At 66.3% G+C, this 25,076-nt stretch carries 21 protein-coding genes and 1 pseudogene; 10 read left to right on the top strand and 12 right to left on the bottom strand.

Annotation, left to right across the window (positions count from 1 at the left end):
- The first annotated feature begins 116 nt into the window (after nt 1–116).
- On the top strand, nt 117–1,061 hold the full coding sequence (locus ACGLHR_RS00110; protein ID WP_400091131.1) for a LysR substrate-binding domain-containing protein: 945 nt from the start codon (nt 117–119) through the stop codon (nt 1,059–1,061).
- 18 nt (nt 1,062–1,079) lie between these two features.
- Nucleotides 1,080–1,409: a hypothetical protein gene (locus ACGLHR_RS00105; RefSeq protein ID WP_400091130.1), complete on the top strand. Its 330-nt coding sequence runs from the start codon at nt 1,080–1,082 to the stop codon at nt 1,407–1,409.
- On the opposite strand, the gene ACGLHR_RS00100 is transcribed toward ACGLHR_RS00105, so the two are convergent.
- The 3 genes from ACGLHR_RS00100 to ACGLHR_RS00090 form a co-directional block, all read right to left on the bottom strand.
- Nucleotides 1,406–2,572: a glycerate kinase gene (locus ACGLHR_RS00100; protein ID WP_400091129.1), complete on the bottom strand. Its 1,167-nt coding sequence runs from the start codon at nt 2,570–2,572 to the stop codon at nt 1,406–1,408. The two genes, ACGLHR_RS00105 and ACGLHR_RS00100, sit on opposite strands and share 4 nt — an antisense overlap.
- On the bottom strand, nt 2,569–2,952 hold the full coding sequence (locus ACGLHR_RS00095) for a VOC family protein (RefSeq protein WP_267606431.1): 384 nt from the start codon (nt 2,950–2,952) through the stop codon (nt 2,569–2,571). The genes ACGLHR_RS00100 and ACGLHR_RS00095 overlap by 4 nt, the downstream gene beginning before the upstream one ends.
- 141 nt (nt 2,953–3,093) lie before the next feature.
- Nucleotides 3,094–3,993, bottom strand: coding sequence for a LysR family transcriptional regulator (locus tag ACGLHR_RS00090; protein WP_400091304.1), 900 nt, complete (start codon nt 3,991–3,993; stop codon nt 3,094–3,096).
- Nucleotides 3,994–4,212: 219 nt separating this feature from the next.
- Here ACGLHR_RS00090 and ACGLHR_RS00085 point away from each other — a divergent pair, with 219 nt between their 5' ends.
- A complete protein-coding gene (locus ACGLHR_RS00085) occupies nt 4,213–5,190 on the top strand; it encodes a D-2-hydroxyacid dehydrogenase (RefSeq protein WP_318232346.1) in 978 nt (325 codons plus the stop codon).
- Between the two features lie 187 nt (nt 5,191–5,377).
- On the top strand, nt 5,378–6,043 hold the full coding sequence (locus tag ACGLHR_RS00080; RefSeq protein WP_400091128.1) for a hypothetical protein: 666 nt from the start codon (nt 5,378–5,380) through the stop codon (nt 6,041–6,043).
- A gap of 148 nt (nt 6,044–6,191) precedes the next feature.
- Here the strand turns inward: ACGLHR_RS00080 and ACGLHR_RS00075 are convergent, their stop codons facing one another.
- The 4 genes from ACGLHR_RS00075 to ACGLHR_RS00060 all read right to left on the bottom strand — a co-directional run bounded on the left by ACGLHR_RS00075 (nt 6,192) and on the right by ACGLHR_RS00060 (nt 12,095).
- Complete coding sequence (locus ACGLHR_RS00075; protein WP_400091303.1) at nt 6,192–7,937, bottom strand: diguanylate cyclase; 1,746 nt, start codon at nt 7,935–7,937, stop codon at nt 6,192–6,194.
- A 365-nt stretch (nt 7,938–8,302) separates the two neighbouring features.
- Entirely contained in the window at nt 8,303–10,018 is a 1,716-nt protein-coding gene (locus ACGLHR_RS00070) for an NAD+ synthase (protein WP_400091127.1), read from the bottom strand.
- A 48-nt stretch (nt 10,019–10,066) separates the two neighbouring features.
- Nucleotides 10,067–11,278, bottom strand: coding sequence for a nicotinate phosphoribosyltransferase (pncB, locus tag ACGLHR_RS00065; protein ID WP_400091124.1), 1,212 nt, complete (start codon nt 11,276–11,278; stop codon nt 10,067–10,069).
- A 25-nt stretch (nt 11,279–11,303) separates the two neighbouring features.
- Nucleotides 11,304–12,095 (bottom strand): cysteine hydrolase, encoded by a 792-nt coding sequence (locus ACGLHR_RS00060; RefSeq protein ID WP_400091122.1) that lies wholly within the window; start codon nt 12,093–12,095, stop codon nt 11,304–11,306.
- 188 nt (nt 12,096–12,283) lie between these two features.
- Here ACGLHR_RS00060 and ACGLHR_RS00055 point away from each other — a divergent pair, with 188 nt between their 5' ends.
- A complete protein-coding gene (locus ACGLHR_RS00055; RefSeq protein ID WP_400091121.1) occupies nt 12,284–12,955 on the top strand; it encodes an NrtR DNA-binding winged helix domain-containing protein in 672 nt (223 codons plus the stop codon).
- A 177-nt stretch (nt 12,956–13,132) separates the two neighbouring features.
- Here ACGLHR_RS00055 and ACGLHR_RS00050 read toward each other — a convergent pair whose 3' ends face one another.
- The 3 genes from ACGLHR_RS00050 to ACGLHR_RS00040 form a co-directional block, all read right to left on the bottom strand.
- On the bottom strand, nt 13,133–14,122 hold the full coding sequence (locus ACGLHR_RS00050) for a Bug family tripartite tricarboxylate transporter substrate binding protein (RefSeq protein WP_400091120.1): 990 nt from the start codon (nt 14,120–14,122) through the stop codon (nt 13,133–13,135).
- Nucleotides 14,123–14,191: 69 nt separating this feature from the next.
- Complete coding sequence (locus ACGLHR_RS00045; protein WP_400091119.1) at nt 14,192–15,346, bottom strand: CaiB/BaiF CoA transferase family protein; 1,155 nt, start codon at nt 15,344–15,346, stop codon at nt 14,192–14,194.
- Nucleotides 15,347–15,355: 9 nt separating this feature from the next.
- The gene (locus tag ACGLHR_RS00040; protein WP_400091117.1) at nt 15,356–16,315 is read right to left on the bottom strand and encodes a hydroxymethylglutaryl-CoA lyase; all 960 of its coding nucleotides are present in this window, start codon (nt 16,313–16,315) and stop codon (nt 15,356–15,358) included.
- Nucleotides 16,316–16,596: 281 nt separating this feature from the next.
- On the opposite strand from ACGLHR_RS00040, the gene ACGLHR_RS00035 reads away from it, so the two are divergent.
- A complete protein-coding gene (locus ACGLHR_RS00035) occupies nt 16,597–17,502 on the top strand; it encodes a LysR family transcriptional regulator (protein ID WP_400091115.1) in 906 nt (301 codons plus the stop codon).
- A 74-nt stretch (nt 17,503–17,576) separates the two neighbouring features.
- Here ACGLHR_RS00035 and ACGLHR_RS00030 read toward each other — a convergent pair whose 3' ends face one another.
- Nucleotides 17,577–18,518 (bottom strand): LysR family transcriptional regulator, encoded by a 942-nt coding sequence (locus tag ACGLHR_RS00030; RefSeq protein WP_400091114.1) that lies wholly within the window; start codon nt 18,516–18,518, stop codon nt 17,577–17,579.
- On the opposite strand from ACGLHR_RS00030, the pseudogene ACGLHR_RS00025 reads away from it, so the two are divergent.
- Together ACGLHR_RS00025 and ACGLHR_RS00020 are read left to right on the top strand one after the other, a co-directional pair.
- A pseudogene (locus ACGLHR_RS00025) lies at nt 18,499–19,335 on the top strand (alkene reductase); the annotation flags it as partial. The gene ACGLHR_RS00030 and the pseudogene ACGLHR_RS00025 sit on opposite strands and share 20 nt — an antisense overlap.
- 37 nt (nt 19,336–19,372) lie before the next feature.
- On the top strand, nt 19,373–19,786 hold the full coding sequence (locus ACGLHR_RS00020) for a hypothetical protein (RefSeq protein WP_400091301.1): 414 nt from the start codon (nt 19,373–19,375) through the stop codon (nt 19,784–19,786).
- A gap of 423 nt (nt 19,787–20,209) precedes the next feature.
- Here ACGLHR_RS00020 and ACGLHR_RS00015 read toward each other — a convergent pair whose 3' ends face one another.
- Nucleotides 20,210–20,491: a hypothetical protein gene (locus ACGLHR_RS00015; protein ID WP_400091317.1), complete on the bottom strand. Its 282-nt coding sequence runs from the start codon at nt 20,489–20,491 to the stop codon at nt 20,210–20,212.
- Between the two features lie 641 nt (nt 20,492–21,132).
- On the opposite strand from ACGLHR_RS00015, the gene ACGLHR_RS00010 reads away from it, so the two are divergent.
- The gene (locus tag ACGLHR_RS00010) at nt 21,133–23,862 is read left to right on the top strand and encodes a UPF0182 family protein (RefSeq protein ID WP_400091113.1); all 2,730 of its coding nucleotides are present in this window, start codon (nt 21,133–21,135) and stop codon (nt 23,860–23,862) included.
- A 183-nt stretch (nt 23,863–24,045) separates the two neighbouring features.
- Nucleotides 24,046–24,909, top strand: a complete 864-nt coding sequence (locus tag ACGLHR_RS00005) for a c-type cytochrome (protein ID WP_400091112.1) — start codon at nt 24,046–24,048, stop codon at nt 24,907–24,909.
- Nucleotides 24,910–25,076: the final 167 nt, after the last annotated feature.

The raw sequence follows: 25,076 nt of genomic DNA, 5'->3' as shown, positions 1-25,076 counted from the left end.
TCCCTTTCCCTGGTCCATGGCCGTGCTCCGTTGATGCCCGAAACATGCCGTCAGGATAGAGCCGAACTGCTATGATTTCCAATGCATATTGAACACGATCTCAATACCCTTAGAGTATGGCAATGATAGAGCTACGCCGGCTGCGCGCCTTCGTCGTGCTGGCCGAAGAAGGCCACGTCACCCGCGCCGCCGAGCGCCTCGGCATGCAGCAGCCGCCGCTCACGCGCCTGCTGCGCGGGCTGGAAGAGGAACTGGGCGTTTTGCTGATGCGCCGCCTGCCGCGCGGCGTGCGCCCGACAGAGGCCGGCCTGGCGTTGCTGGAAGAGGCCCGCGCCGTGCTGGCCCGTGCCGAAGGCGTGGCCGACGTGGTGCGCCGCGCCGCGGCCGGGGAGCAAGGGCGGCTGGCGGTGGGCTTTACCAGCTCCGCCGCCCTGCACCCCTTTGTGCCCGCCGTGCTGCGCCGGTTTCGCGAGAGCGTGCCGGGCGTTGCGGTGACGCTGGAGGAAGCCGGCACCAGCGAGCTGGTGGACGCGATCCTGCACGAGCGGCTGGACGCCGCCTTCGTACGCTCGCCGGTGGGCAGCACCGCCGGGCTGGTGCTCGATGCCGTGCTGGAGGAGCCGATGCTGGCGGCGCTGCCGGCAGGGCATCCGCTGGCGGCGCAGGCTGGCGCACTGCCGCTGGCCGCGCTGGCGCGCGAGCCCTTCATCCTCTACCGCCGCCCCGCCGGGCCCGGCCTGTATGACGCGATCCTGACGGCCTGCCGCGCCGCAGGCTTCAGCCCGCTGGTGGCGCAGGAAGCGCCGCGCCTGCCGGCCACGCTCAGCCTGGTGGCGGCGGGCCTTGGCGTGTCCGTGGTGCCCGCGTCCATGCACCGCCTGGGTGGCGAGGACATCGTCTATCGCCCGCTGGGCGAGAGCCCGCCGCTGACCGCGCCCCTGCACCTGGCGCTGCGCCACGGCATGCTGCCGGCGGCCGTGGTCCGCTTTCGCGCGATGGTGCGCGAGATGGTGGCGGTTGCGGCCGAAGCACCCAATGCGCCCAACGCACGCGGGACGTGATGCGAGAACAATCGCGCCATGATGTCATTCAACCGCAAGACAGCCGCGCACGCGGTGAGCCAGATGGATGAAGTGACGCAGCAGAACGCGTCGCTGGTCGAAGAAGCGGCCGCGGCAGCGCAATCACTGGAAGAACAAGCCGCCAAGCTGAAGGACACGGTGGCCGTGTTCAGGCTGGGCAACCAGGGCATGGCAAGCGCGGCGAGTGCGGCGAGTGCGGCGGCGCCCCGTGCCGTGCGGGCCGTGAGCAGGCCCGCGGCATCGTCGCCACGCCGCGCCGCACCGGTGGCACCGCGTGCCGCTGCGGCTGCGGCGCCGGCCTCGGCATCCGACGGGTCGTCCATCTAGTCGGAACGGCGCGCGGCCGCATAGAGCCGTGCCAGCTGCGCGGCGGCCGCTTCCAGCAGTGCCCCGCCCTGCGCGATCGACCAGGCCAGCGACGCAGGGCCGGCCTGCACCGAGAAGCAGCCGTCGAACGCCTCGCGCAGCAGCGCGCCATCGGCAATCTCCCCCGATAGCAAGGTCACCGGCACGCCGTGCCGGCGGCCCAGCGCCGCGATCAGCGCCGGGCCCTTGCCAAGCAAGGTCTGGCGATCCGAGCGGCCTTCGCCGGTCAGGATCCAGTCGTACCCGGCCACCGTCGCCAACCCGGCGGCGTCGAGGATAAAGCTGCCGCCCGGCAGCAATTGCGCGCCAAGCAACCGCAGGGCAAAGCCCAGCCCGCCCGCGGCGCCCGCGCCCTGCGCTTGCGCTGCATGGCGACCGAGCGCCAGCTCGCAGCGCGCCGCGAACTCCCCCAGCACCTCGTCCGCTTGCGCGAGATCCGTCACGCCCTTTTGCGCGCCAAAGATCATGCTGGCGCCAAGCCGCCCGCACAAAGGGCTGGTGACATCGGTGAGCGCCACCAGGTGCGGCGCTTGCCACTGGCCCGCATCAGCGCGTGGGCGCAGGCTGCGGATCGAAGCAAGATTGTCGAGCACCGGGTCGATGCGCCCGCCCGCCGCATCGAGGAAATCGAGCGCCAGCTCCGCCAGCAGGCCGGCGCCGGCATCGTTGGTGGACGAGCCGCCCAGGCCAACCACGATGGTGGCGAAGCCCTGCGCGGCAATCCCGCGTATGGCCTGCCCTACCCCGCGCGTGGTACGCGCGCCGGGCGCGGCCACCGCGTCGGGCAGGCCGGCCACCGCCGCCACATCGAAGATCGCGAAGGCGCCAAGCGCCGCGCTCTCGCATGCGGCAAACGGCATGCGCACAAGCTGGCCGTTGGCATCCGTCACGTCCACCGCGTGCCAGCGCCCGCCGCATGCCGCGGCCACCACGGCAGCCGTGCCTTCGCCGCCATCGGCAATGGGTACCTGCGTCACCCGGGCATCCGGCAGCGCATTGCGGATGCCCTCGGCCATATGCCGGGCCGCCGCCGGCGCATCCAGGCTGCCTTTGAACGAGTCGGGCGCCAGCAGCACGCGCAGCCCGCGCGCAGGCACGGTCTTCAACGCCATCTCGCTGGTCACGGCGCGGCCAGCTCGGAGATCTCGATCAGGTTCAGGTCCGGATCGCGCACGTAGACGGAGCGGATCTTCTGCGTGGCGCCGGTCCGCGCGACCGGCCCGGCAACGATGGGCCAGTCGGATGCGCGCAGCCGCTCGATCACGGCATCGAGCGGGATCGATGCGATAAAGCACAGGTCCAGCGCGCCGGGCACCGGCAGGTGCGCCTTGGGCTCGAACTCCCTGCCCCGCACGTGCAGGTTGATCTTCTGGTTGCCGAAGCGAAACGCCACGCGGTTCTCGCCGAAGGCTTCCAGCTGCATGCCGAGCACGCGCGTATAGAAATCGATGGTGGCGCCGGCATCCGTGCTGGTCAGCACCAGGTGGTCGAGGTGGTCAATCATGTCGCGCTTGCTCTCTCTGCGATTTAGCCGAAAGCCATCATGGCAGTTGCGCAGGCGCACGAACATGTCGGATTGCTCCAGCACCCTTTCCGAAATCGCAAAGCTGTGGCGGCCACCTCAGCCGCACCTTCGGCCGCACCTTCAGCGCGGCGCCAACAAGTGATCGAACAGCTTGCGCGCCTCGGGTTGCAGCGCCGCGGCCGACTTCACGCCAAGCCACAGCGTGCGCGAGGCCCACGGATCGGCCAGGCGGATGGCGCGCAACCCGGCGCCAAGGATCTCGGCGCGCACGGCGCCCTCCGGCAAGACCCCGATGCCAAGGCCCGCCTCGATCATGCGGCAGATCGCATCGAAACTGCTGACCTGCACGCGCAGCTTGAGCACCCGCTCCAGCGCGGCCGATGCGTCGGCCAGCCGCTGCAGCAGCGAGCTGCCCTGGTTGAGGCCGACGAAGTCGTATTCGAGCGCGTCGGCGAAGGCCACCTCGGCGCGCACCGCCAGCGGATGCTCCGGCGGCACCAGCACCACCAGGCGGTCGCGGCGGTACTCGAATTTTTCCAGCGCGCCGGCCGCGACGTTGTCGGCAAACACGCCGATATCCGCCTGCGCGCCCGCCACCGCCGCGATCACCTCGTCGCTCATGCGCTCCTCCAGGCTGACGCGGATCAGCGGCTGCGCGTGCAGGAACACGCCCAGGTCCTGCGGCATGAACTGGATGATGGCCGAGGTATTGGCCCACACGCGCACATGCCCCCGCACGCCGATGGCGAAATCGCTCATCTCGCCCGCCAGGCGATTCACCGTGTCGAGCACGGCCCGGGCATGGCCAACCAGCCCGTGGCCGGCCGGGGTGAGTTCCAGCCCGCGCGGCAGCCGCACGAACAAGGCGCAATCGGTGGTCTTTTCCAGGTCGGCGACGCGGCGGCTGAGCGCCGACAGCGTCATGTGGGTGCGCTCGGCGGCCTTGGTAAAGCTGCCGCTCTGCGCCACCATCAGGAACAGGCGCAGGGACTGCAGGTCGAGATGGGCGGGATTGATCACGCGGAGCGTCCGGAAGGCGGCGGCATCGATGGCGGCGGGATGGCCTGGGTCGTCCAGCCACGCCCCGAGGTTTGAGAATCGGGAAAGGCTAGTGGACAAGAACGACATTGTCAATTTGGCCGCCCGACGCCACCATGGCCGCTTAGCGCGCTGCGCACCGGCACCATCGGCGTGGCGCACTCACCACCCAGGCGCAGAGATCCGAGACAGGCAAACATCATGAATCCCACCCAGACCACGCCGGAAGTCGTCTTCCTGGACCGCGGCACGCTGGCCCCCGAGACCGTGCTGCGCGCGTTGCCGTTTGCGCATCGACTGACGGTCTTTGACGCCACCGCGCCGCATGAAGTGGCCGGACGTATCGCCAACGCGCAGATCGTCATCACCAACAAGGTCAAGCTGCCGGCCGAGGTGCTGCGCCAGGCCGCCGGCCTGCGCCTGGTGGCGATCGCGGCCACCGGGACCGACCACGTCGACCTGCGCGCCTGCGCCGCCCAGGGCATCTGCGTCTCGAACGTGCGCAACTACGCCGTGCATACGGTGCCCGAGCACACCTTTGCGCTGATCTTCGCGCTGCGCCGCAGCCTGCATGCCTACTGCGACGCGGTGCGCGCGGGCCGCTGGCAGGCCTCGGGGCAGTTCTGCTTGCACGACTACCCGATCCACGACCTGGCCGGCTCGACTATCGGCATCGTCGGCGGCGGCACCCTCGGGCGCGCGGTGGGCGAGATCGCGCGGCTGCTGGGGCTCAAGGTGCTGTACGCCGCCCGCAAGGGCCAGCACGAAGCCGACGCGCAACACACGCCCTTCGCCGACATGCTGCGCCTGAGCGACATCATCACGCTGCACTGCCCGCTGACCCCCGCCAACGTGGGCCTGATCGGCCGCGAGGAGTTCGCGCAGATGGCGCGGCGCCCGCTACTGATCAACACCGCGCGCGGCGGACTGGTCGACGAGGCCGCGCTGGTCGAGGCGCTGCGGCAAGGACAGGTTTCCGGGGCCGGCTTCGACGTGGCCACCCAGGAGCCGCCCGGCCCCGGCCACCCGTTCCATGCGCTGCGCGACCATCCCGCCTTCCTGCTGACGCCGCACGTGGCCTGGGCCAGCCGGGAGGCCATCCAGGCACTGGCGGACCAGTTGATCGACAATATCGCGGCGTTCGCGGCAGGGTCGCCGCGCAATGTGGTGGCGGGCTAAGATGCCGAGCGGCGGATCGCCGGGGTATCCGAGACGGTGCGCAAGCAGATCGCCTCCCTGAAGACCAGGACGAACTGCAACCGCAACGTGGAACGCGTCAGGCTGGCGCTCGTGCAACGCTAGGAGCCGTGCCGGATCGCCTCTTCAGGTCTATATTGTTCCTGTCCGGGATCACGACGGAGGGAGCATGCGTGCGCAATGCTGCAGGCTTGTACTGGCGGCGGCTGGCTGCGCGCTGGGCTTGGCCCTGAATGTCGCGCCGTGTTTTGCCCAGGCCGGCGGGGGCGCGCAAACGCCCTTCGTGCAGATCGGGCTCGCCAGGCAGGTTGCCATTCAGGTTCCCAAGGACTGGACCATCCTGTCCGGCGCCCAGGGCCGGGCCCACGGCACCATCGCGGACGCCGTGGGAGGCGTCTCCATCGTCCCGGCGCCGGCGGGCCAAACCGTCAACCTCCTTCATGCCGTATCCAATGTGCAGAATCCGCACGCGGCCGTGATCGTCAACTCGATTGCGCAAGCGCCGGTCACGCCCGAGCAGGTCCGCCGCTTCGACAGGTCGCTGCTGCAGGCCTATGGCGCGAGCTTCGAGCGCAGGATGCGCGACTCCTTGAAGACATCGGGCAGGGAGATAATCTCCATCGACGAGCCGCGCCTCGACAAGATCGGTGGCTGGCCCGCGATTGCGATCAGCTACGTGCGCACGGGTGCGCAAGGCACGATCTACGTGCAGCATTTCGACATCTATACGCCGGACCAGGAACTGCTGCTCATCCTCTCGTGCCGCGACACGGCGCGCGGCGTGTGGCTGCCGCTGCTGGACCGGGTTAGGAACTCGATCGTCGTTGGCGAATAGCCTGGATGGCGATCGGTTGAGACCGGCCGTTTGCCCCCGGCGATCGATGCTGCCCGTCCCCGATTGAACCGATGGGCTTCGGTCGGCAGGACGCCCGCGCGGTTGCCCGCTCCCCTTTATTTTCGGCCAGGCAAAGCCCTCTCGCCCGTCATGGCTGGGAACAGTCATCCGCTTCCACCTCGATGCGATCGCGCCCGGCCAGCTTGGCCTGGTAGAGCAAGCGGTCCGCTCGCTTGAGCAGGGACCGGATGCTGGTCGAATCCGCGCGGGCGGCGTAGGCGATGCCAAAACTTGCGCTCATCGTGAAGCCCTCCGCCCGCTCGATCGGCACACTGGCTTGCGCCAGCCGGATGCGCAGGCGTTGCACCAGCTCGAGCGCTTGCGCCCGCTCCCGCACGCCGGCCAGCACGGCGAACTCCTCGCCGCCGATGCGCGCGACGATATCGTCTTTGCGCCATGTGTCGCGGCACAGGTCGGCCATGTGTTCGAGCGCGCGGTCGCCAGCCGCGTGACCGTAGGTGTCGTTGATGCGTTTGAAATGGTCAATGTCGATCATGACCAGCGCAAGGTAGGGTGCCCGCGCGTCTTGATACAGACAGGCGGCCTGCGCGCGGCTTTCAAACGCGCGGCGGTTGAGGAGCCGCGTCAGCGAATCGGTCTCCGCCATCATCCTGAGTTCCGCAATCAGGCGCTGGCGCTCCTGTTCGAGCCGCGTCCTTTCGAGATCGTTCGTCTTCAAGACCTGGACGGCGTCGAAGAGCTCCTGTATCTCGCCCCGATACGCGTTCGACGGCAAGTCCGCGGACGGGCCACCCGCGGCGATTGCCCGGATGACACGCGCGGCCTCGGCGAACGGCTGGATGACCTGCCGGCGAAACAGCCACACGCCCAGGCCCAGCGCGCACATCAAGGCCGACAAGATGCCGGCGGCGCCCACCAGCCGGGCCAGCATCGCGTGCCGGTGCGAGCGCACCTCCTCCTCGGCCAGCGTCAGCGCCTCGTCGCGGAACTCGACGATCGAGCGCATGAGCGGCACATACTGCGCGGCAAACTCGCCAGTTGAGGCGACCGCTCCTCCGGGGAGGCTGGCCAGCGCGCGAACGCGATTCACATACGCCAGGCCGTCGCCAAAGTACTGCCTCTTCATCCGGACAAAGGCCCCGTGAGCCAGCGCCGTATCCTCCATCACGCGGGTCCTCAATAACGCGCCCAGCTGGTCGATCCCGCCGCGAGTGCGTTCGATGGCAAATTGCTCTGCTTCGGTCAGATTCCGGCGCGACGCCAATGCCGCGGTAAAGCGCGAGCCAAGCAGCCCGGCCTGCTCCCTGAGCACAGCCGCCAGACGGGCCGCCATCAGGCAATTCAGCGCATTGGCATCGCCATCCAGCACGCCCTTGGTACTCGCGTTGGTGATAGGCGCGAACTGCGGGATGACCTCAACCATGCGGACCACGGCCTGCTCGAGCACCTGATCGGTGCGCTGCGCGAGCGGCACACGGATAACCTGGTCGATGTTCGCGCGAGCAGCGGCCAGTTCGGCGTGCGCACGCTGCGCCGCTGCCCACTCCATCGAGCACTCGTCACAATGGCTCGACTCGAGCAGCCCCAGCAGATGCGCGATACGCGCGTCGCTTTCGGCGCGCGCAGCCCGCAGTGCCGCCGCCCTTTGCGCCGGTATCGGGACATCTTCGCCTAGCGCGCTGTTGGTGGGACCGCGCTCCGCGGACACCTTCTCCATGGCAAGCAATGTGGCCCGGAAAACCTGGAAATGCGACAGCGCGTGGTCTGCCCTGGCATATGTGCCCCACTGGTGAACCAGGAGCCCGCTTGTCAGTGCCACGAACAGAAGGCCAAGCGTGCTGGCAACGATCCCGAACCGCCGGTCGACCGACATGGTTGGCAAGGCAAATCTAAGCATCTTGAACAGACTCGGCTTAAGCAATTCAAACGTAAGCGCGGACCCGGTACCAGCCGGTACATTGGCCGGAAGCTGAGCAATGTGGAAGCAGGAGGGCCTCCGGCCGGAGGTCCTGGCTAGCGATCTGCATAGGGTTTCACCCGCTCGTGCCGGGCTTGCGGCGCCGCTGTCGCGGCGCATCGGCGAATTGTCTCCCAGTGTGCCGCCGCTGCCCGCGGGGCATTTTCAAAGTTGAAGTGTCGGCGCGTACAGGGCGCGTGGACGGATTTTAGCGCAGCGGCCGGCGTGGGGCGGAATCGACGAGGGCCTGGCGTCCATCCTGACCAGGCCGCTGCTGCCCCCTATCCATACTTCGCCGCAATCGGCATCAGCCGCCCGGCGCCGAAAGCCCTTGGCCGCATCCGCACAATCGGCGCGGCCTGCCGGCGCTTGAACTCGGAGCGGGCGATCAGCCGGTGCACGTCGGCTATCCAGTGCGTGTTCTCGCTGGCCGCCAGCGCTTGCACGGCCAGCCTGGCGCGCTCGTATTCGGCCGGGCGCAGGCGCTCGCCCTCGATCGCGAACTTGAGGATCTCGTCCAGTACCTCGTACGGCGGCAGCGAGTCCGTGTCCTTTTGCCCTTCGGACAGTTCTGCCGAGGGTGCCTTTTCGTTGATCACGGCCGGTATGATCTCGCGGCCATGGCGCTGGTTGTAGTACCGGGCCAGGGCAAAGACTTCCGTCTTGTAGATATCGCCGATGAGGTTAAGGCCGCCGCACGCGTCGCCATAGATCGTGAAGAAGCCGCAGGAGGCTTCGGACTTGTTGCCGGTGGTGAGCAGCAGCGCGCCAAAGTGGTTGCTGTACTCCATCAGGATGGCGCCGCGGATGCGGGCCTGTACGTTCTCGCGCGCCAGGCGAGACGGCTCGGCGTCGAATGCGTGCTGGAAACCATCGACGTACTGCGCGTAGAGGCCACCGATCGGATGCGTGTGCAGCGCGACGCCAAGGTTGCGGCACAGCGTCACCGAGTCGTCCACGCTGCCGGCGCTGGAGAACCGGGACGGCATGGTGACCGCGCTCACGTTGGCGGCGCCCAGCGCATCCACGGCCAGCGCGAGGGTCAGCGCGCTGTCGATGCCGCCCGAGCTGCCGACCACTACCTTGCTGAAGCCGGCCTTGCCGGCATAATCGCGCAGCGCAAGGGTGGCCTGCCGGTACATGAGCGCGCAATCGTCAGCCACCGATTGCGTGGGCGCCGGCTGGGCGGCCTGCCCGGCGGCAGTGAAGCGGCCGGCCTCGTACGCGACGACACCGATGGCCTCCTCGAACATCGGTGCCCGGAACGCAACGGCGCCGTCGGCCTGCACGGCGAAGCTGGCGCCGTCGAAGACGATCTCGTCGTTGCCGCCAACCTGGTTGACGTAGAGGAATGGCAGCTCCCAGCGGCGGGCCAGGCCGGCATACAGCGCCTCGCGCTGGGCGGCCTTGCCGACGTTGGATGGACTGGCATTGATCGTGACGATCAGCTCGGCGCCGGCCTTTGCCACGTTGTCGACCGGGTCGACGTCGTAGGTGCGGCCATCCACGTTCCAGGCGTCCTCGCAGATCAGCACGCCTACCCTGATGCCCTTCACCTCGACAACCAGATGCGCATCGGGGCCCGGCTCGAACCAGCGGCGCTCCTGGAAGATGCCGTAGTTCGGCAGCAGCCGCTTGGCGTAGACGCCTTCGATGCGCCCGTCGCGCATGGCCAGCACGGCGTTGTGAAACCGCTTGCCGATGCCGGGATTCGCGACCACCGCGCCCACCAGCACCACGATATCGGTGCCGGCGGTGGCCGCGATCACCGCCGCGATGGCGCTGGCCTGCCGGTCGAGAAAGCCGGGCTCCTCCAGCATGTCCTGCGGGTTGTACCCCGACAGCGCTAGCTCGGAGAACACGACCATATCGGCGCCGCCCTGCCGCGCCCGCCCGATGGCCTCGACGATCCTGCGGGCATTGCCGTCGAAGTCGCACAGGGTGTAGTTCAGTTGAGCGCAGGCAATGCGCAGGCTAGCCGCGTTAGGTGCAGGCATGGCAGCTCCTTACTGGCGTCACTGATTGGCGTGACTTATTGGCGTGACTTACTGGCGTGCGATCCGGAAAACGTCATACAGGTAGTTCAGGTAGTTCTGGTCTTCGCACATCCCCTTGCCCGGGGTGTCGCTGACCTTCGCCACCGGCTGGTCGTTGCAGCGCACCAGCTTGATCACGATGTTCAGGGGCTCCACGCCGCAGTCGTTGGTGAGGTTCGTGCCGATGCCGAAGGCGGGATTGGTGCGATCGGCGAACCGTTCATAGATGCCGAACGCGCGCTCCAGGTCCAGGCTGTCGCTGAAGACGAGCTGCTTGGTGGTCGCATCGATCCGCATTTTCTCGTAGTGGGCGAGGATCTTCTCCCCCCACGCCATCGGGTCACCGGAGTCGTGCCGCACGCCGTCGAACAGCTTGCAGAAGTACAGGTCGAAGTTGCGCAGGAACGCGTCGGTGCCCACCACGTCGGTCAGGGCGATGCCGAGGTCGCCGCGGTATTCCGCCACCCAGGACTCGAGCGCCGCCCTGATCGAGTTGGCCAGGCGCGAGTCAAACGCCTGATAGGCCTGCAGGTACTCGTGCGCCATCGTGCCGATCGGGGTCAGGCCGTACTTCCTGGCGAGGTACACGTTGCTGGTGCCGCGCATGTGCCGGCTGCCCTGCTCGGCCAGCGTTGCCACCACTTCCTCCTGCCACTCACGCGAGAAGCGGCGGCGCGTGCCGAACTCGAAGAAGATGAAGGGGGCACGCCGGGTCGCCTGGGGCACGAGCTGGTCCAGGCGCGCGATCTTGCCGGCGAGCCGCTCCCGGCCCGTCGCGCGCGCTTCGGCTTGCGGCACGTTGCGGAAGTACACCTCGTTGACGATCGCCAGCACGTAGATCTCGAAGGGCATGACATGCAGCATCGGGCCCTTGATGCGGATCTCGAGCTCGTCCGGGTTGCTGGCCGACGGCGCCACCGTGATGAAACGGCGCTGCAGCTGGAACAGGCGCAGGAAGTCGATGTAGTCCGCTTTCATGAAGCGCAGCCCGCCCAGGTAGGCCAGCTCGCCGTCCGTGAAACGCAGCGTGCACAGGTGATCGAGCTGCGCTTCGATCTCGGCTTTCAGCTTGACGAGCGGCGTGGCCGGCGTGTTGCGGCACTTGAAGGCGTACTCGGCGATGGCTTGCGGGTTGCCGTGCAGGATCGCCTGCTGCATCGTGAACTTGTACAGGTCGGTGTCCAGCAGGGACTGGATCACAGGGGCGAAGGCTTGAGACATGATCGGCTTCCTGAGGTTGCAACGCTTAGGCAAACAGGTTCTGGGTGGTGGCGATCTTGCCGCCGGCGCCAACGAACTCGTCGATAAACGCCTGGCCCTGGGCTTCGAATCCGGGCACCGGGCTCATGGCGTCGCCCAGCAGCACCATGCGCTGCGCGAACTCGCGCCCGAGGTGCCGCAGCAGGCTGCGCACCGAACTGGCCACGCAATGCGACAGCGCCTCGCCCGCCACGAGCACGCGATCCGCCGCGGCAAGGCTGCGGACACGGGCCGGGTTGAACTGGGTATCCGGGTCGGCATCGACCGGCACGTCAGCCTCGAAGGCCGAGAAATGCTCGGTGCGCGGGTTCAGGCCCTTGAACAGGTAATCCACATTGGCAAGGCGAGCCGCCTCCCAACCGGACAACGCTGCGGCCAGGGCATCGTGCACGCCATGCCCCCACGAGCCGACGATGCAGTGATCGGGCCAGAGGAAAAGCCCACTGCGGCCCAGGTACTGTGCCACCGCTTCCGCCTGCGCCGGGTCGGCCGGCCGGTAAGCGCCGCTGGCCACGTCCGCCGATGTGATCGCCGTGAACGGCGACGGCTTGTTGCCCGCCGCATCGCGCCAATAGCTGGCGTGGGCGATGTCATAGGTATGGTGGGAGTCCAGGGTGACGGTGATGCCCGCGACCCTGTCGCCGTGCCCGGCGACCAGCGCCGCGAGCCGGACCATATCCGCGTTGGCGCCTGCGACCGGCAGCGCGGCGCCGGGGATGTCGCAGAAGTCGTTCTGCGGGTCGATGATCAGAAGCTGGTCTCGTCGTTGGGTTGCCATTTCCATCTCCAGGCGCATTTGGGGCATGCTTTTCGGGGCATGCGATGGCTGAATCATGGCATAGATTGTGGCTTTGAGCCACAATTAATTTGTCGATGACACTGAACAGACAATATTCAAGCATTTGCCCCGGTTATTTTCAGCTGCCATAATGGTGGCATCACGCCACAAAACACCAACCCAAATCGATGTCAGAGATCTACACCTTCGTTGACGTAGTCCTCCTCACGGCAAGCGACAGCGAGCTTCAGGTGATGCTGCACAACCGCAGCGAAGCGCCGCACCCGAACGTGCTGGCCCTGCCCGGCGGCCGCATCCGGGTCGACCAGGACCTGGACACCGAAGCCAGCGCCCTGCGCATGCTGCGGGAGAAGACCGGCATCGAGACGCCCTACCTGGAGCAGCTCTACACCTTCTCCGGCAAATTCCGCGACCCGCGCCGCTGGTCGATCAGCGTGGTCTACTGCGCCGTGGTGCCGCTAGACGTGCTCGCGCCCGGGATCGACGCGAACTGCTCGCTGCATCCCGCGCGCAATGCCCCGCGGCTGCCCTTCGACCACAACGCGATGATCGACAAGGCCATCGAGCGGCTGGAAAACAAATCCACCTACTCGACGCTGCCGACCCACCTGCTCCCGGAGGTCTTCACCCTGCCGGAGCTCCAGCGCATGTACGAACTGGTGCTCGGGCGGGAACTGGAGCGCAAGGCATTCCGGCGAAAGATCGAGGCGCTGGAGTTCCTGGAGCTGGCACCAAAGGCAGCCGCGCGGGCCCGCGAAGTGGTCCGCAGCGGACCGCCGCCGCAGTATTACCAGGTAAAGCCGGGAGTCCGGCTGAAGTTTCGGGATCGGATGCTTTGATCCGGTGCTGGGCGGTTGCAGCGCGCGCGAGAGCGGAGCACGACAACGCAGATCCGGCTTTGCCAGCAAGCCTTTGTCAGCAAGCCGAGCCGGCGAGGATACTCCGCCGGCCTCGGCGCGATCGGGCCGATGAGGGCGCCGCCGCGGGCTCCCCCGCCGCGACACAACACCCCAACCTTACTCGAGGGTCACATTGGCCTTCTTGACCAGGGCCGCATAGCGCGCCGCTTCGCTCTGGAAGAACCTGGCAGCTGCCTCCGGCGTGCCGGGATTGATCGTAGTGCCCTGCTTCTTCATGGCTTCCATCACGTCCGGGCTGGTGAATGCCTTGGCGAACGCCGTGTTGAGGCGCTTTACCTCGGCCGGCGGCAGCCCTGCCGGGCCCACCACGGCAAACCAGCCCTCGACCGTGTAGTTGGGCAGGCCTTGTTCGGCGATGGTGGGTATCTCGGGCGCGGCGGGCGAGCGCGTCGCGCCGCACAGGCCGATCGCACGCAGGCTGCCGCTCTTCAGATGCGGCGCTACGGCGTTCAACGCCACGACACCGATCTCCACCTGGCCCGCGATCAGGTCGGTCACCATCGGTCCGGTGCCCTTGTAGGGGACATGGCGCGCCTTGACGTGCGCCTCGTCGAGGAACATTTCCGCGGCGAGCTGGAGAATGGTGCCGTTACCCGACGAGGCATAGTTGAACCCATCTGGCTTGGCCTTGAGCAAGGCAACGAGTTCTTGCACGTTCTTCGCGGGCACCTTGGGGTTGACCACAAGGACCAGCGGCGTGAAGCCGATCACGCTGATGGGCGTGAAGTCCCTGATCGCGTCGAACGGCATCTTCTTGTACACGCTCGGATTGATGACATGGTTGTTGGAGAACAGGCCCAGCGTGGTGCCGTCGGCCGGCGCCTTGGCCACCGCCGCCGCGCCGGTAATGCCGCCGGCGCCGGGCAGATTCTCGATCACCACCGGCTGCCCCAGGCTCTTGCCGAGCGACGGTCCGGCAGCGCGGGCGATAGCGTCCACGCCCGAGCCGGCGCTGATCGGCAGGATCAGGCGTACCGGCCGGCCCGAGCCTTGCGCCATTGCGGTGCTGGCCGTCAAGGCGAGCGTGAGTGCGATAGCCGAAACGGCCGTGCCAAGTACGGCCCGGCGCGAAATGGGGAATGCCATGTCTGTCTCCGTGTGTTTATCGTTATCTTCCGCGTGGCCATCCAGAGCCCCGCGGCAAAGCGGGTAGATTCAGTCCGCGATCCGCGTGTGCAGGCCGGACAGGATTTCATCGTTGTGCTCGCCAATGCCCGGCAGCGGCATGCGCACGCCTGGCCTGCGTCCGCCCATGAGCAGCGGCAGCAGCACAACGTCGGTGGTGCCGCCGTCCTCGGTCTGCATCGGCACCAGGCCGCCGCTTGCCTTCAGGTGCGGATCCTCCAGCAGTTGTTCCGGCCGCATGATGGGCGCATAGGGAATGCCCGCGGCTTCGAATTTCAGCGAGAGTTCTTCCACGCGGTGGTCCTTGAGAATCGCGCCGAGCCGCTCCAGCAGTGCCGGACGTACCGCAACGCGCATGGCGTTGGTCGCGAGCTCCGGATCGGCCGCCAGGTCGGGGCGCTGCAGCACGTCGCACAGCGTGTTGAACTGCTTGTCGCTGACGGTGCCGATAAACAGTTGCTCGCCTTCGGCCAGCGTGAACACGTCATAGACGCTCCAGGCGGACACGCGCGACGGCATCGGCGGCGGCGGCTCGCCGGTCATCGAGAACTGCTGCATATGCTGGGACGACAGGAACACGCAATTCTCGAACAGCGCGCTCTGCACTTCCTGGCCCTTGCCGGTACGGTCGCGCTCACGCAAGGCAGCCATCACGCCGATGGCGCCGAACATGCCGCCCATGATGTCGTTGACCGAGGTGCCGGCGCGCAGCGGGCGGCCCTTGGGCCCGGTCATGTAGGAAAGACCACCCATCATCTGCACGACTTCGTCGAGCGCCAGGCGGTTTTCATAGGGTCCGGGCAGGAAACCCTTGTGCGAGACGTAGATGAGCTTGGGGAACCTGGCGGACAGCGTGGCGTAGTCCAGCCCGCATTTCTCCATCAAACCCGGGCGGAAGTTTTCGAGCAGCACATCGCACTGGCCGACCAGCTCCGCTGCCGTGGCCTGCCCTTGCGGGGTGGTGATATCGATAACGACGCTCTTCTTGTTGCGGTTGAACGAGCGGAAGAAGCCAATGCCAAGGCCGGGCAGGTTGCGGGTCTTGTCGCCGCCGGGCGGCTCGACCTTGATGACTTCGGCACCCAGGTCCGCGAGGATCATGCCGCAGGTCGGGCCCATCACCATGTGGGTGAACTCAACCACGCGGACGCCGGCGAGCGGCAAGGAGGAATGTTCGGTGTTCATGGTTTGCTCTCAGGCGGCAGCCGCATCGGCAACCGATGCAGGAAATGTCTTGGGCAGCCCGGCGCGCCACAGCGTGCCGTGCAGGGTTTCATTGGCCAGCCAGCCGGCCACGCGTTCGCGCAGCGCCAGCAGCTTGTCAAAATCGATGCCGGTCTCGAAGCCCATGCTGCCCAGCAGGTAGGCCAGGTCTTCGGTGGCGACATTGCCGCTGGCGCCGGGCGCGTGCGGGCAACCGCCGATCCCGGCAAGACAAGCATCAAAGCGGGTGACCCCGGCCTCCAGGGCGGCATAGACATTGGCCAGCCCGAGCCCGCGCGTATCGTGGAAATGGCCGCACCAGAAGCGGTCGCCGGCAATCGCCGTGGCGCGCTCGAACAGGCTGCGCACCATGGCGGGGTCGGCGTAGCCCACCGTGTCGGCCAGGCTGACGCGATCCGCGCCGGCGTCCAGCAGGGCCTGCATCAGGCGCAGCACCTCTTGCGGATCCACACGCCCCTGGATCGTGCAGCCGAAGGCCGTGCCCACGCCACCTTCGATCAGCGTCCTGGAGCCGGCCGCGTCGCGGGCGGCGCGGATCCTGGCGACCTCGGCCACGACTTCGTCGGGCGTCTTGCGCAGGTTGGCCAGGCTATGGGCATGGCTGGCGGAAAGCGGCACCAGCATCAGGTCCGCGCCGCGGGCGATGGCGTTTTCCGCGCCCCGCAGGTTCGGCACCAGGACCGAGACGAACAGTCCAGGCAGCGACTTGGCAAAGTCCACGAGTTCCGCGGTATCGGCAAGTTGCGGCAGCAGCTTCGCCGGTACGAACGAGCCGACTTCGATCTCGCGCTGGCCCGCCGCATAGGCCGCCTGGATCCACTCCCGCTTGGCGGAAGTCGGCAAGATGGTGACGATGCTTTGCAGCCCGTCGCGCAGCCCGGCCTCGCGGATCACGGCTTGGCGCGGTGCCGATTCAGTGTGCGTTGTCATTTGGTCTGTGTCCCCTCGGATGGTCGTGCTTCGGACTGGCCTATGCACTCTATGCTGTTCCGGACCCAGCCAGAAGCGGTAATGAAGAAGCGTCAGCATTCCGGATTGGAATGTCTGGCCGATCGCCCTGGATCAGTGGACGGCAGGCGGTTCGCCGAACGCGGGATAACGGCATGCCGCCCCTTTTCAGCCCCAACCCCAGAGATTCCCGGATTTAGCAAAAAGCGCTAATATGACCTCGCCAAATTTCCGAATTGGAAACCCTACCTTGAAGGCGATCGATGCGTGACCTAGACCTCACCTCCTTGCGCCTGTTTGTTGCGGTTTGCGAGACACGCAACATGGCGCGTGCCGGCGAACAGCAGCACATCGTGGCTTCGGCCATCAGCAAGCGGCTGGCGCAGCTGGAAGACACCGTGGGAGTCACGCTGTTCGAGCGGCGCCGGCGCGGCGTGATCCCGACCGCGGCTGGTGAGATCCTGCTTGAGCACGCGCGCGCCATGCTGGCTGCGGCAGACCGCGTGGAGCGCGACATGGCCGACTACGGCACCGGCATCAAGGGGCAAGTCCGCTTGCTGGCCACCGTATCGTGCATGGCCGAGTCGCTGCCCGACGATATCGCGAGCTTCCTGCAGGTGCCCGAGCATCGGGACATCCGCGTCACCGTCGAGGAAAGCCTCAGCCGCGACCTCGTCCGCTCATTGCGAGAAGGATCCGCACCGCTGGGTATCTGCTGGGATGCCGCGGATCTGGAAGGATTCCAGACCCGCCCTTATCGCGGCGATGCCTTGGCGGCCATCGTGCATCCCGAGCATCCGCTCGCGAGGCTGGCGGATTGCACCTTCGAGCAGACGCTTGAATTCGACCACATCGGCCTGCCCGGGCAGACGGCCGTGCACACCATGCTCGCGCGCGCCGCGGCCATCATCGGCAAGCCGATGTCGTACCGCGTGGTGGTTTCCTCGTTCGATGCATCCCTGCGCTGCGTGCGCGCAAATCTCGGTCTTACCATCGTGCCCCGCGAGGTGGTCGACCCCATCTACGCCAGCTTTGGCGTGCGGGTAATCCCGCTCACGGATAGCTGGGCGCAGCGCCGCTTCGCGATTTGCTTCCGTGACGAGGCAAGCCTGTCACCGGCGGCAAAACTGCTGGTGGATTATCTGTTGATGAAGGCGGCGGGATCCTGACAGCCCTTGGGCCGGCCCGTCGTGCTAGACGGGCTGGCTATGCCGAGGCGGTCAGAATCGATCTCCACCTTTTTTCAGCTTGCCCCAGTGACCGGGTTGAGATAAACCTCCAGGTCACGAGATACCGTGGAGAAGCGCTCAATCAGGAAGTCGAGCAACGCCCGCACGCGCGGCGCCATGTATCGGGTGCGGTGATACAGGGCATGCACCGGAACATCCGGCGCATGCCACTCCGGCATCAGCATCATTAATGTTCCCGCGCGCAGATCAGCGCCGATATCCCATACGGATTTCATCGCTATGCCGTAACCCGCCACCGCCCACTCGCGCGCGAGCGCACCGTCATTCGTCTCTCGGGAATTTGCCAGGGGCACGGTATAGGTTTCGACCTTGCCGCAGCGCGTGAACCGCCAGTCGTTCGCAGGCCCGGCTGCCGTCCCCAGGACGATGCAATCGAACCGCTCCAGATCCTGTGGGTGCCCAGGCGTCCCGTGCGCCGCCACATATTCAGGCGACGCACAAAGCACACGCCGATTGGGCGCGAGGCGCCGCGCGATGAGCGAGCTATCCGGGGGCACGCCAAAGCGGATGGCAAGGTCAATGTCGTCGAGCAACAGATTCGACAACGCGTCGGACAGCACCAGGGCGAAAGTCACCGCCGGATATTGCACATTGAACTCATCAAGCCAGCCCTTGAGGACGTGACGGCCGAAATCCGAGGTCGCCGAGATCCGCACCTTTCCGCTAACGACACCCCGACCAGCTTGTAGCGCCGCTTGGGCATCTTCAAGGGCCCCAAGCGCCTGCTGGCAATGGAGCAGGACCATGCGTCCCTCCTCCGTGAGCCGCAACTGGCGCGTCGTGCGCTCAAAGAGCCGCGTATTCAGGCTCGCTTCCAGCCTGAGAAGACGCGCGCTCGCCGCCGCAGGAGAGAGTCCCAGCTTGCGTCCTGCGGCCGACAGCCCGCCCAGGCTTGCCGCTTCAACAAAAAGCCGGATGTCGCCAAGACTCTCCACGATATTTCCGTTCTATTTGAAGATGATTCAAATGGTAGGCCAATTATCAAAGTACGCCGGGCTTTGCACAATGTGCCACATCAGCACAACCACCATCGTCACCAAAGCCCGGAGATCCGCAAGCATGTCGACAACCGCCTCGCCACTTTTCACGCCGACCGTCGTCGCCGGCCACACACTTGCCCACCGCGTCGTCATGGCGCCCATGACGCGTGCGCGCAGCACCCAGCCGGGTGACGTGCCCAACGCAATGAATGCCCGCTACTACGCCCAGCGTGCCGGCGCCGCCCTGATCGTGACCGAGGCCACCCAGATCTCGCCCCAAGGCAAAGGCTATTCCCTCACCCCCGGCATCTACAGCCCGGAGCAGGTCGCCGGATGGCGACTGGTGACCGATGCGGTCCACTCCGCCGGCGGGCGGATCTTCCTGCAGCTCTGGCACGTGGGCCGCATGTCCCACCCGGACTTTCACAACGGCGCGCTGCCGGTGGCGCCCTCCGCCGTCCCGTTCGAAGGCCAGATCTGGAAGGTCGACCCGGGCACGGGCGTCGGCGCCATGGCCGCTTGCCCAACCCCGCGCGCACTCACCCGCGAGGAGATCGGCGGCGTTGTCGCGGATTTCCGCCGGGCCGCCCGCAATGCAATGGATGCGGGCTTCGACGGTGTCGAGATCCATGGCGCCAACGGCTACCTCATTGACCAGTTCCTGCGTACGACTTCCAACGTCCGCACCGATGAATACGGCGGTGGGCGTGACAACCGCCTGCGCTTTCTCAAGGAAGTCGTCAACGCCGTGGCGGACGAGGCCGGCGCCGATCGCACCGCCATTCGCCTCGCCCCATTCCTGACCGCGCGTGGCATGGCCTGTCCCGACATCCTGCCGACCATTCTCGAAGCCGCCGAATTTCTCCAGGCACGCGGCGTTGCCTATCTGCATCTGGTCGAGGCGGACTGGGACGACGCACCGCAATTCACCGAGGCATTCCGCCAGGCGCGCACGGTTCACGCGGCCGATCATCGTTGCCGGCAACTACGACGAGGCGCGCGCGCAATGGGTCCTGTCCAGAGGCTACGCCGACCTCGTTGCCTTCGGCCGGCCGTTTGTCGCCAACCCGGACTTACCGTGCCGGCTCGCCAATGGCCTGCCGCTGGCCACATTCGACGCCAGCACCCTGTTTGGCGGGAGCGAGCGTGGCTACACCGACCATCCCGCTTCACTGGAAGCGCAAGTGCCCGACCGGGCCCGGGACGCCGTCAGCTTTACCTGAGCGCCGCCGACCGCCATCGCCAGCCAGGCCCCGGGGGCGATACGTCGGCGAGGCTGATACAAGTTCATCTCGACAACAGGAGCAGAGGTGGTGCATTGCGCTGGGCTTGCCGGGTCGTTGCGTCGCGGCCCGGTCGAGGAAGACGGCCGATTCGGCGCCACGCTTGATCGATGGACAAGGCCGATGCCCTCAGGCACCGGCAATACTACGACAGCAGATTTGGCTAGTTGCGTGTCGATATCGTAATGGGATAGTCATCCAGCCGTTACCGGTGCCTGCATACACTGTGCTTCACGGTGAGGCACCCATGCTCATCGATCTGGAGACAGCCATATGCAATACCTCAAGCAAGCAATGCTAACCACCGCAATTACCATCGTGCTCGCGGGTACCGCTAGCGCGGATACCGGAGCCTCGGGCAGTTCAGATGCGCCCCAAGATGGCAGCCGCGTAACCAGACAGCGTGATCCTTTCACGGACGGGGCACACAACGGCCGCTTCGACGCGTTCGTCGACGCAGCGCGGTCCCCTTCGTTCAACGACGTGTATGCGGGTGGGCAATAAAAGCGGCGAGCGCCAGCTTTGGGACGGCTTGCGCCCGACTTCAAGACGATCGCCGACTTCCGGCGAGATAGCGGTCGGGCAATCCGCAAGGTCTATCGCCTGATTGCGTTGCTGTGCCGCCGGCTGAAGCTGTTTTCTCATTCGGCAGGCCGCGGCCGCACCCCCGCCTTTCGCCCTGATCGCAGCCTATGCCCGATGGCATTTGCACTAGTGGCCACCGGCATTTGCATCGGCGCCGCTCCGGCATTCACAAGGCGTACAACAGACCGAGTGCGAGCAGGCACCCAGCAAGCCTCAGGTAGTATCCGCCACCGTGATAAGGTTGGCTGTTGCGTGATGCATTGCGGATGTGCGACATCATGTTTCTCGCCGAATTGGGCCAGGGGAAATACAGGCAAGGCGCTCTTTCAGCCATTGACCAGTAGAGCGATTCGAGACGAAGGAATCAGCGGCCTCGCCAAATTGCAAGCCTCCAGCTTAAGAACTCGCCCATGCAAATGGCGTAGAAAAGTATTAGCCAGGCATAAACAACCCGTAAATCTCACCTCTGCCGCCGTGGCGCTTCATGTACTTGACCGCGGGCGGTGTCCAACGCGCCTTGGCATGCCGGTGAGCGTGCTGCCGGCTGATTCCCCACCTACAATTGATTATCCGGGCCGATGCAACACGGATCCATGCCTTAAGGCCGGCCGGCCATAGCGGGTTGCCCTGGGCAACCCGCTTCTGCCACGTTTTGGGCAGCAGCAAGCCACGGATGACGGTCCGGCAAAGGAGCATGATCGATGCGCTCGCCAGGGATATCCGGCACGCACCTGAGGCGCATTGCCGCCAGGGTTGCGGTTGGCGTCATCGGCCTGGTCATCGTCGGCCGCCTCACCGGCATGCTGGTTGACTGGCTGTGGTTTTCCTCCGTCGGCTACGTCAACGTCTTCTGGACAATCCTTGTCACCAAGGTGCTGCTGTTCGCCGCCGTTTTCGCTGCGTCGGCGGTCGCGATAGGGGTGTCGGGATTGCTGGCGCACCGCTATGCGAGCCCTCCCGGCTCCTGGAAGGCGGAGGTCCTGAGCGAACTGGTCGGCGAAGTCGCGCCGCACCTCCCCTGGCCCGCGGCCATCGCCGGTGTTGCCGTCCTCCTTGGCCTGCTCATCGCCACCGGCGAAGTCCCGGACTGGGATATCGCGCTTCGCTACTTCAACCAGGTGCCCTTCGGCAAGGCCGATCCGATTTTTGGCAAGGACAACGGCTTCTACCTCTTCTCGCTGCCCGCCTATCTGGCGCTCAGGAACTGGCTGCTACTGCTGCTCTGCTGCACCGCGGTGGTCGCCGCCGTGGTGTACGGGACGCGCGGCGACATCGCGAGCATGCGCTCACCGCGCGGGCTTTCTCCTGCGGCCGCCACCCACGGCTCGGCCCTGCTGGGCTTGTTCTTCCTGCTGCAGGCCTGGTCGTACTGGCTCGACCGTTTCCTGCTGCTCTTTGGCGACAACGGCGTGGTGGTGGGCGCCAGCTATACCGATGTCCATGTGGGGCTGCCGGTCCTGTGGCCGCTGATCGGCCTGGCCGCCGCGGCCGCGGCCGCTTCATGGGCCAATATGCGCTGGCGGGGCTATCGCATTCCGGCCGCCTCGGCACTGATCGTCTTCGGCAGCGCATTGGTACTCGTGCTGATCTATCCGGCGCTGTTCCAGCGCTTCTATGTCAAGCCGAACGAGTTGCAACTGGAGACGCCCTATATCGCCCACAACATTGCGCTGACGCGGGACGCCTATGGCCTGGCGCAGATCGCGGTAAAGCCGTTTCCAGCCGAGCAGAACCTGGATCTCGCCGCGCTGCAGGCCAATCGGCCAACCATCGACAACATCCGCCTGTGGGATCTGCAGCCATTGCGGGATACCTACGCGCAGTTGCAGGAGATCAGGACCTATTACAAATTCCTTGCGACGGACATCGATCGCTACCGGCTCGATGCCCGTTATCAGCAGGTGATGCTCTCGGCGCGGGAACTGGAGTCGTCGCTGCTTCCTGCAAATGCCCAGACCTGGGTGAACCTGCATCTCCTGTTCACCCACGGCAATGGCGTCGTGATGTCGCCCGTCACGGAGAAGTCCACGGAAGGCCTGCCTACGCTTTACCTGAAGGATATCCCGCCTGTCGCCAACGGCGGCCCGCCCATCAGTGAGCCGCGCCTGTACTTTGGTGAAGGCGGCAAGGGCTATGTGATCGTCAACGGCAATGCACCCGAATTCGACTACCCCAAAGGCGATGAGAACGTCTACACAACCTACCGCGGGCGCGACGGCATAGCCATCGGCAGCATGGCGCTGCAGGCCCTCTTCGCCTGGCAATTCGACGATCCCAACATCCTGGTGACCAGCTACATCACCCCCGCGAGCCGGATCCTGCTCCATCGCAACATTCAGGACCGGGTGCGCACGATCGCCCCGTTCCTCAGCCTCGACCATGACCCCTACATCGTCGTGGCCGGCGGGCGGCTTTTCTGGATTCAGGATGCCTACACCACCAGCCGCTGGTTCCCATACTCCCAGCCGGGCACCAGTGACGGCGACAATTACATCCGCAACGCGGTCAAGGTGGTGATCGATGCGTACAACGGGACTGCCGACTTCTACATCAGCGATCCTGCCGATCCCATCGTGCGGACGTACCAGCGCATTTTTCCGGGCCTGTTCAAGCCGCTGGGCGCGATGCCGCAGGACCTGCAGCAGCATATCCGCTACCCCGAAGACCTGTTCCTGATCCAGGCGCAGGTCTACCGCGCTTACCACATGGAAACGCCGGAAGTCTTCTACAACCGCGAAGACCTCTGGCAATTCCCGCGCAAACAAGCCGACATCGACGCGAGCACAGGCCCCGGCGCGCCAATGACGCCCTACTACATGATCGTGCGGCTCCCCGCGCAGCCGCGCGCCGAATTCGTGTTGATGCTACCGATGGTGCCCAGCCGGCGCGAGAACATGATTGCGTGGTTGGCGGCCCGTTGCGATCCACCTGACTACGGCAAACTCGTCGTCTATGCATTTCCCAAAGACAAGCTGGTCTATGGGCCATTCCAGATCGAGGCGCGCATCCAGCAAAATACCGAGATCTCGCAGCAGATTTCGCTGTGGAACCAGATGGGTTCGCGCGTCATCCGCGGCCACCTCCAGGTCGTGCCCATCGACAACTCGATTCTCTATGTCTCGCCGCTCTACTTGCGCGCGGAGTCCGGTCAGTTGCCCGAGCTGAAACGGGTGATCGCCGCCTATGGCGACCATGTGGTGATGGAGGAGACCTTAGGCGCGGCCCTGGCAGCGCTCTTCAAGGAAACGGCCCCGGTGGCGGCGGCGCCCAGCGGCGCGCCGGACAGCCGCGCCCGCGAGGCACTCGCCCACTATGACCGCGCCATCGAGCGATTGAAGGCAGGTGACTGGGGCGGCTTTGGCGCGGAGCTCGATGCGCTCCGGCCGCTGCTCGAGGCGCTCGGCGCCGGGCGCTCCGATGCGCGGAAATGACGAGCGAAGCCCCCCAATTCATGCGTCGGGCAGGGGCCCCGAGTCCGTCTCGGCCATTCCAGGCGTGCGAGCCGGTGAGCCGTAATGAGGCGACTCGTCGGCCGAGCTGACGGACGCCCGCAACGGCTAGAATGATTGCCAACGACTGCCGCACATTTTTTCGCTCGCTTTGGAGACAGACCCATGAAAGCCTGGATTGCAATGGCCGTTGGCGCGCTTGGCTGCGCAATAGCGTTCCTGGCAGGGCCCGCGTGCGCCGCGGACACGGCGACGCTCACCATTGCCGCCGGCACGCAACAGCGCAGCTGGACGCTGGATGGGTTGCTGAAAGACCGCCGCCTGACCGACGTGACGGTAGACGACGACAACCTGAAACGCCGCCTGACGTTCAAGGCGATCCCCTTGACGGCCCTGCTGCGCGGCATGCCGGTGACAGCCGACGCGAGTGCGACGACCGCAGCCAGCGATGGCTATATCTCTCACCTGCCGATGCGCCTGTTGCTGGCGGATAGCGTCGACGAGCCGCGCGCCTGGCTGGCGGTGGAAAATCCTGCCGCGCCGTGGCCGACGCTCAAGGGCCAGGACATCGGGCCGTTCCGCCTGATCTGGACAGTGCCGGCGGGCCGCGCCGCTTCCGTGATCAACGAGAGCCTCTGGACGTACAGTATCGTGCGCATCGACATCACCGCGTCGCCGGCGGAGCGCTTCGTGGCCATCCGGCCCGCCCCCGGCCTGCCGGCGGACGGCGCGGTCACGCGCGGCTTCGCGACGTTCCAGCGCGTTTGCTTCTCGTGCCACTCCCTCAACCGGGTCGGTGACGCGCACCTTGGCCCCGACCTGAATGTGCCGCACAGCGCGGTGGAGTACCTGGGCGACGACAAGCTGGCCAGGCTGATCCGCGACCCGCAATCGCTGCGCTGGTGGCCCAACGCGCGCATGTCGGCGATCGATGAAAAGACGCTGTCTGACGCGGATATGAAGGACTTGCTGGCGTATCTGCACCACATGGCCGGACGTAAGGTGGCGGCGCCTGCCGCAGGCTCCTGACGCCCTTGGCGCCTTGATTGCCGTTTGATCGCCGTTTGATCGGGATGCGCGTCAAACCTCGGCCTTCAGGCCGAGGAAGGATAGCGCGGACGCCGTAGGCGTCCAATGCTGAGCTTAGTGCGGCGTTTTCTGCTGTTCGATGTATTGCCGCACAATCTCGATAGGCG

Source organism: Cupriavidus sp. CuC1 (assembly GCF_044627735.1).
Taxonomy (GTDB): Bacteria; Pseudomonadota; Gammaproteobacteria; order Burkholderiales; family Burkholderiaceae; genus Cupriavidus; species Cupriavidus ulmosensis.
The sequence above is the reverse complement of the archived record's forward strand: the minus strand, read 5'-3'. Positions and strand labels throughout refer to the sequence as shown.

Coding starts and splice junctions, on each gene's coding strand:
- ACGLHR_RS00110 (WP_400091131.1), top strand. CDS start 117: ATGGCAATGATAGAGCTACGCCGGCTGCGCGCCTTCGTCGTGCTGGCC.
- ACGLHR_RS00105 (WP_400091130.1), top strand. CDS start 1,080: ATGATGTCATTCAACCGCAAGACAGCCGCGCACGCGGTGAGCCAGATG.
- ACGLHR_RS00095 (WP_267606431.1), bottom strand. CDS start 2,952: ATGATTGACCACCTCGACCACCTGGTGCTGACCAGCACGGATGCCGGC.
- ACGLHR_RS00085 (WP_318232346.1), top strand. CDS start 4,213: ATGAATCCCACCCAGACCACGCCGGAAGTCGTCTTCCTGGACCGCGGC.
- ACGLHR_RS00080 (WP_400091128.1), top strand. CDS start 5,378: ATGCGTGCGCAATGCTGCAGGCTTGTACTGGCGGCGGCTGGCTGCGCG.
- ACGLHR_RS00075 (WP_400091303.1), bottom strand. CDS start 7,937: ATGTCGGTCGACCGGCGGTTCGGGATCGTTGCCAGCACGCTTGGCCTT.
- ACGLHR_RS00070 (WP_400091127.1), bottom strand. CDS start 10,018: ATGCCTGCACCTAACGCGGCTAGCCTGCGCATTGCCTGCGCTCAACTG.
- pncB (WP_400091124.1), bottom strand. CDS start 11,278: ATGTCTCAAGCCTTCGCCCCTGTGATCCAGTCCCTGCTGGACACCGAC.
- ACGLHR_RS00060 (WP_400091122.1), bottom strand. CDS start 12,095: ATGGCAACCCAACGACGAGACCAGCTTCTGATCATCGACCCGCAGAAC.
- ACGLHR_RS00055 (WP_400091121.1), top strand. CDS start 12,284: ATGTCAGAGATCTACACCTTCGTTGACGTAGTCCTCCTCACGGCAAGC.
- ACGLHR_RS00050 (WP_400091120.1), bottom strand. CDS start 14,122: ATGGCATTCCCCATTTCGCGCCGGGCCGTACTTGGCACGGCCGTTTCG.
- ACGLHR_RS00045 (WP_400091119.1), bottom strand. CDS start 15,346: ATGAACACCGAACATTCCTCCTTGCCGCTCGCCGGCGTCCGCGTGGTT.
- ACGLHR_RS00040 (WP_400091117.1), bottom strand. CDS start 16,315: ATGACAACGCACACTGAATCGGCACCGCGCCAAGCCGTGATCCGCGAG.
- ACGLHR_RS00035 (WP_400091115.1), top strand. CDS start 16,597: ATGCGTGACCTAGACCTCACCTCCTTGCGCCTGTTTGTTGCGGTTTGC.
- ACGLHR_RS00015 (WP_400091317.1), bottom strand. CDS start 20,491: ATGAGAAAACAGCTTCAGCCGGCGGCACAGCAACGCAATCAGGCGATA.
- ACGLHR_RS00010 (WP_400091113.1), top strand. CDS start 21,133: ATGCGCTCGCCAGGGATATCCGGCACGCACCTGAGGCGCATTGCCGCC.
- ACGLHR_RS00005 (WP_400091112.1), top strand. CDS start 24,046: ATGAAAGCCTGGATTGCAATGGCCGTTGGCGCGCTTGGCTGCGCAATA.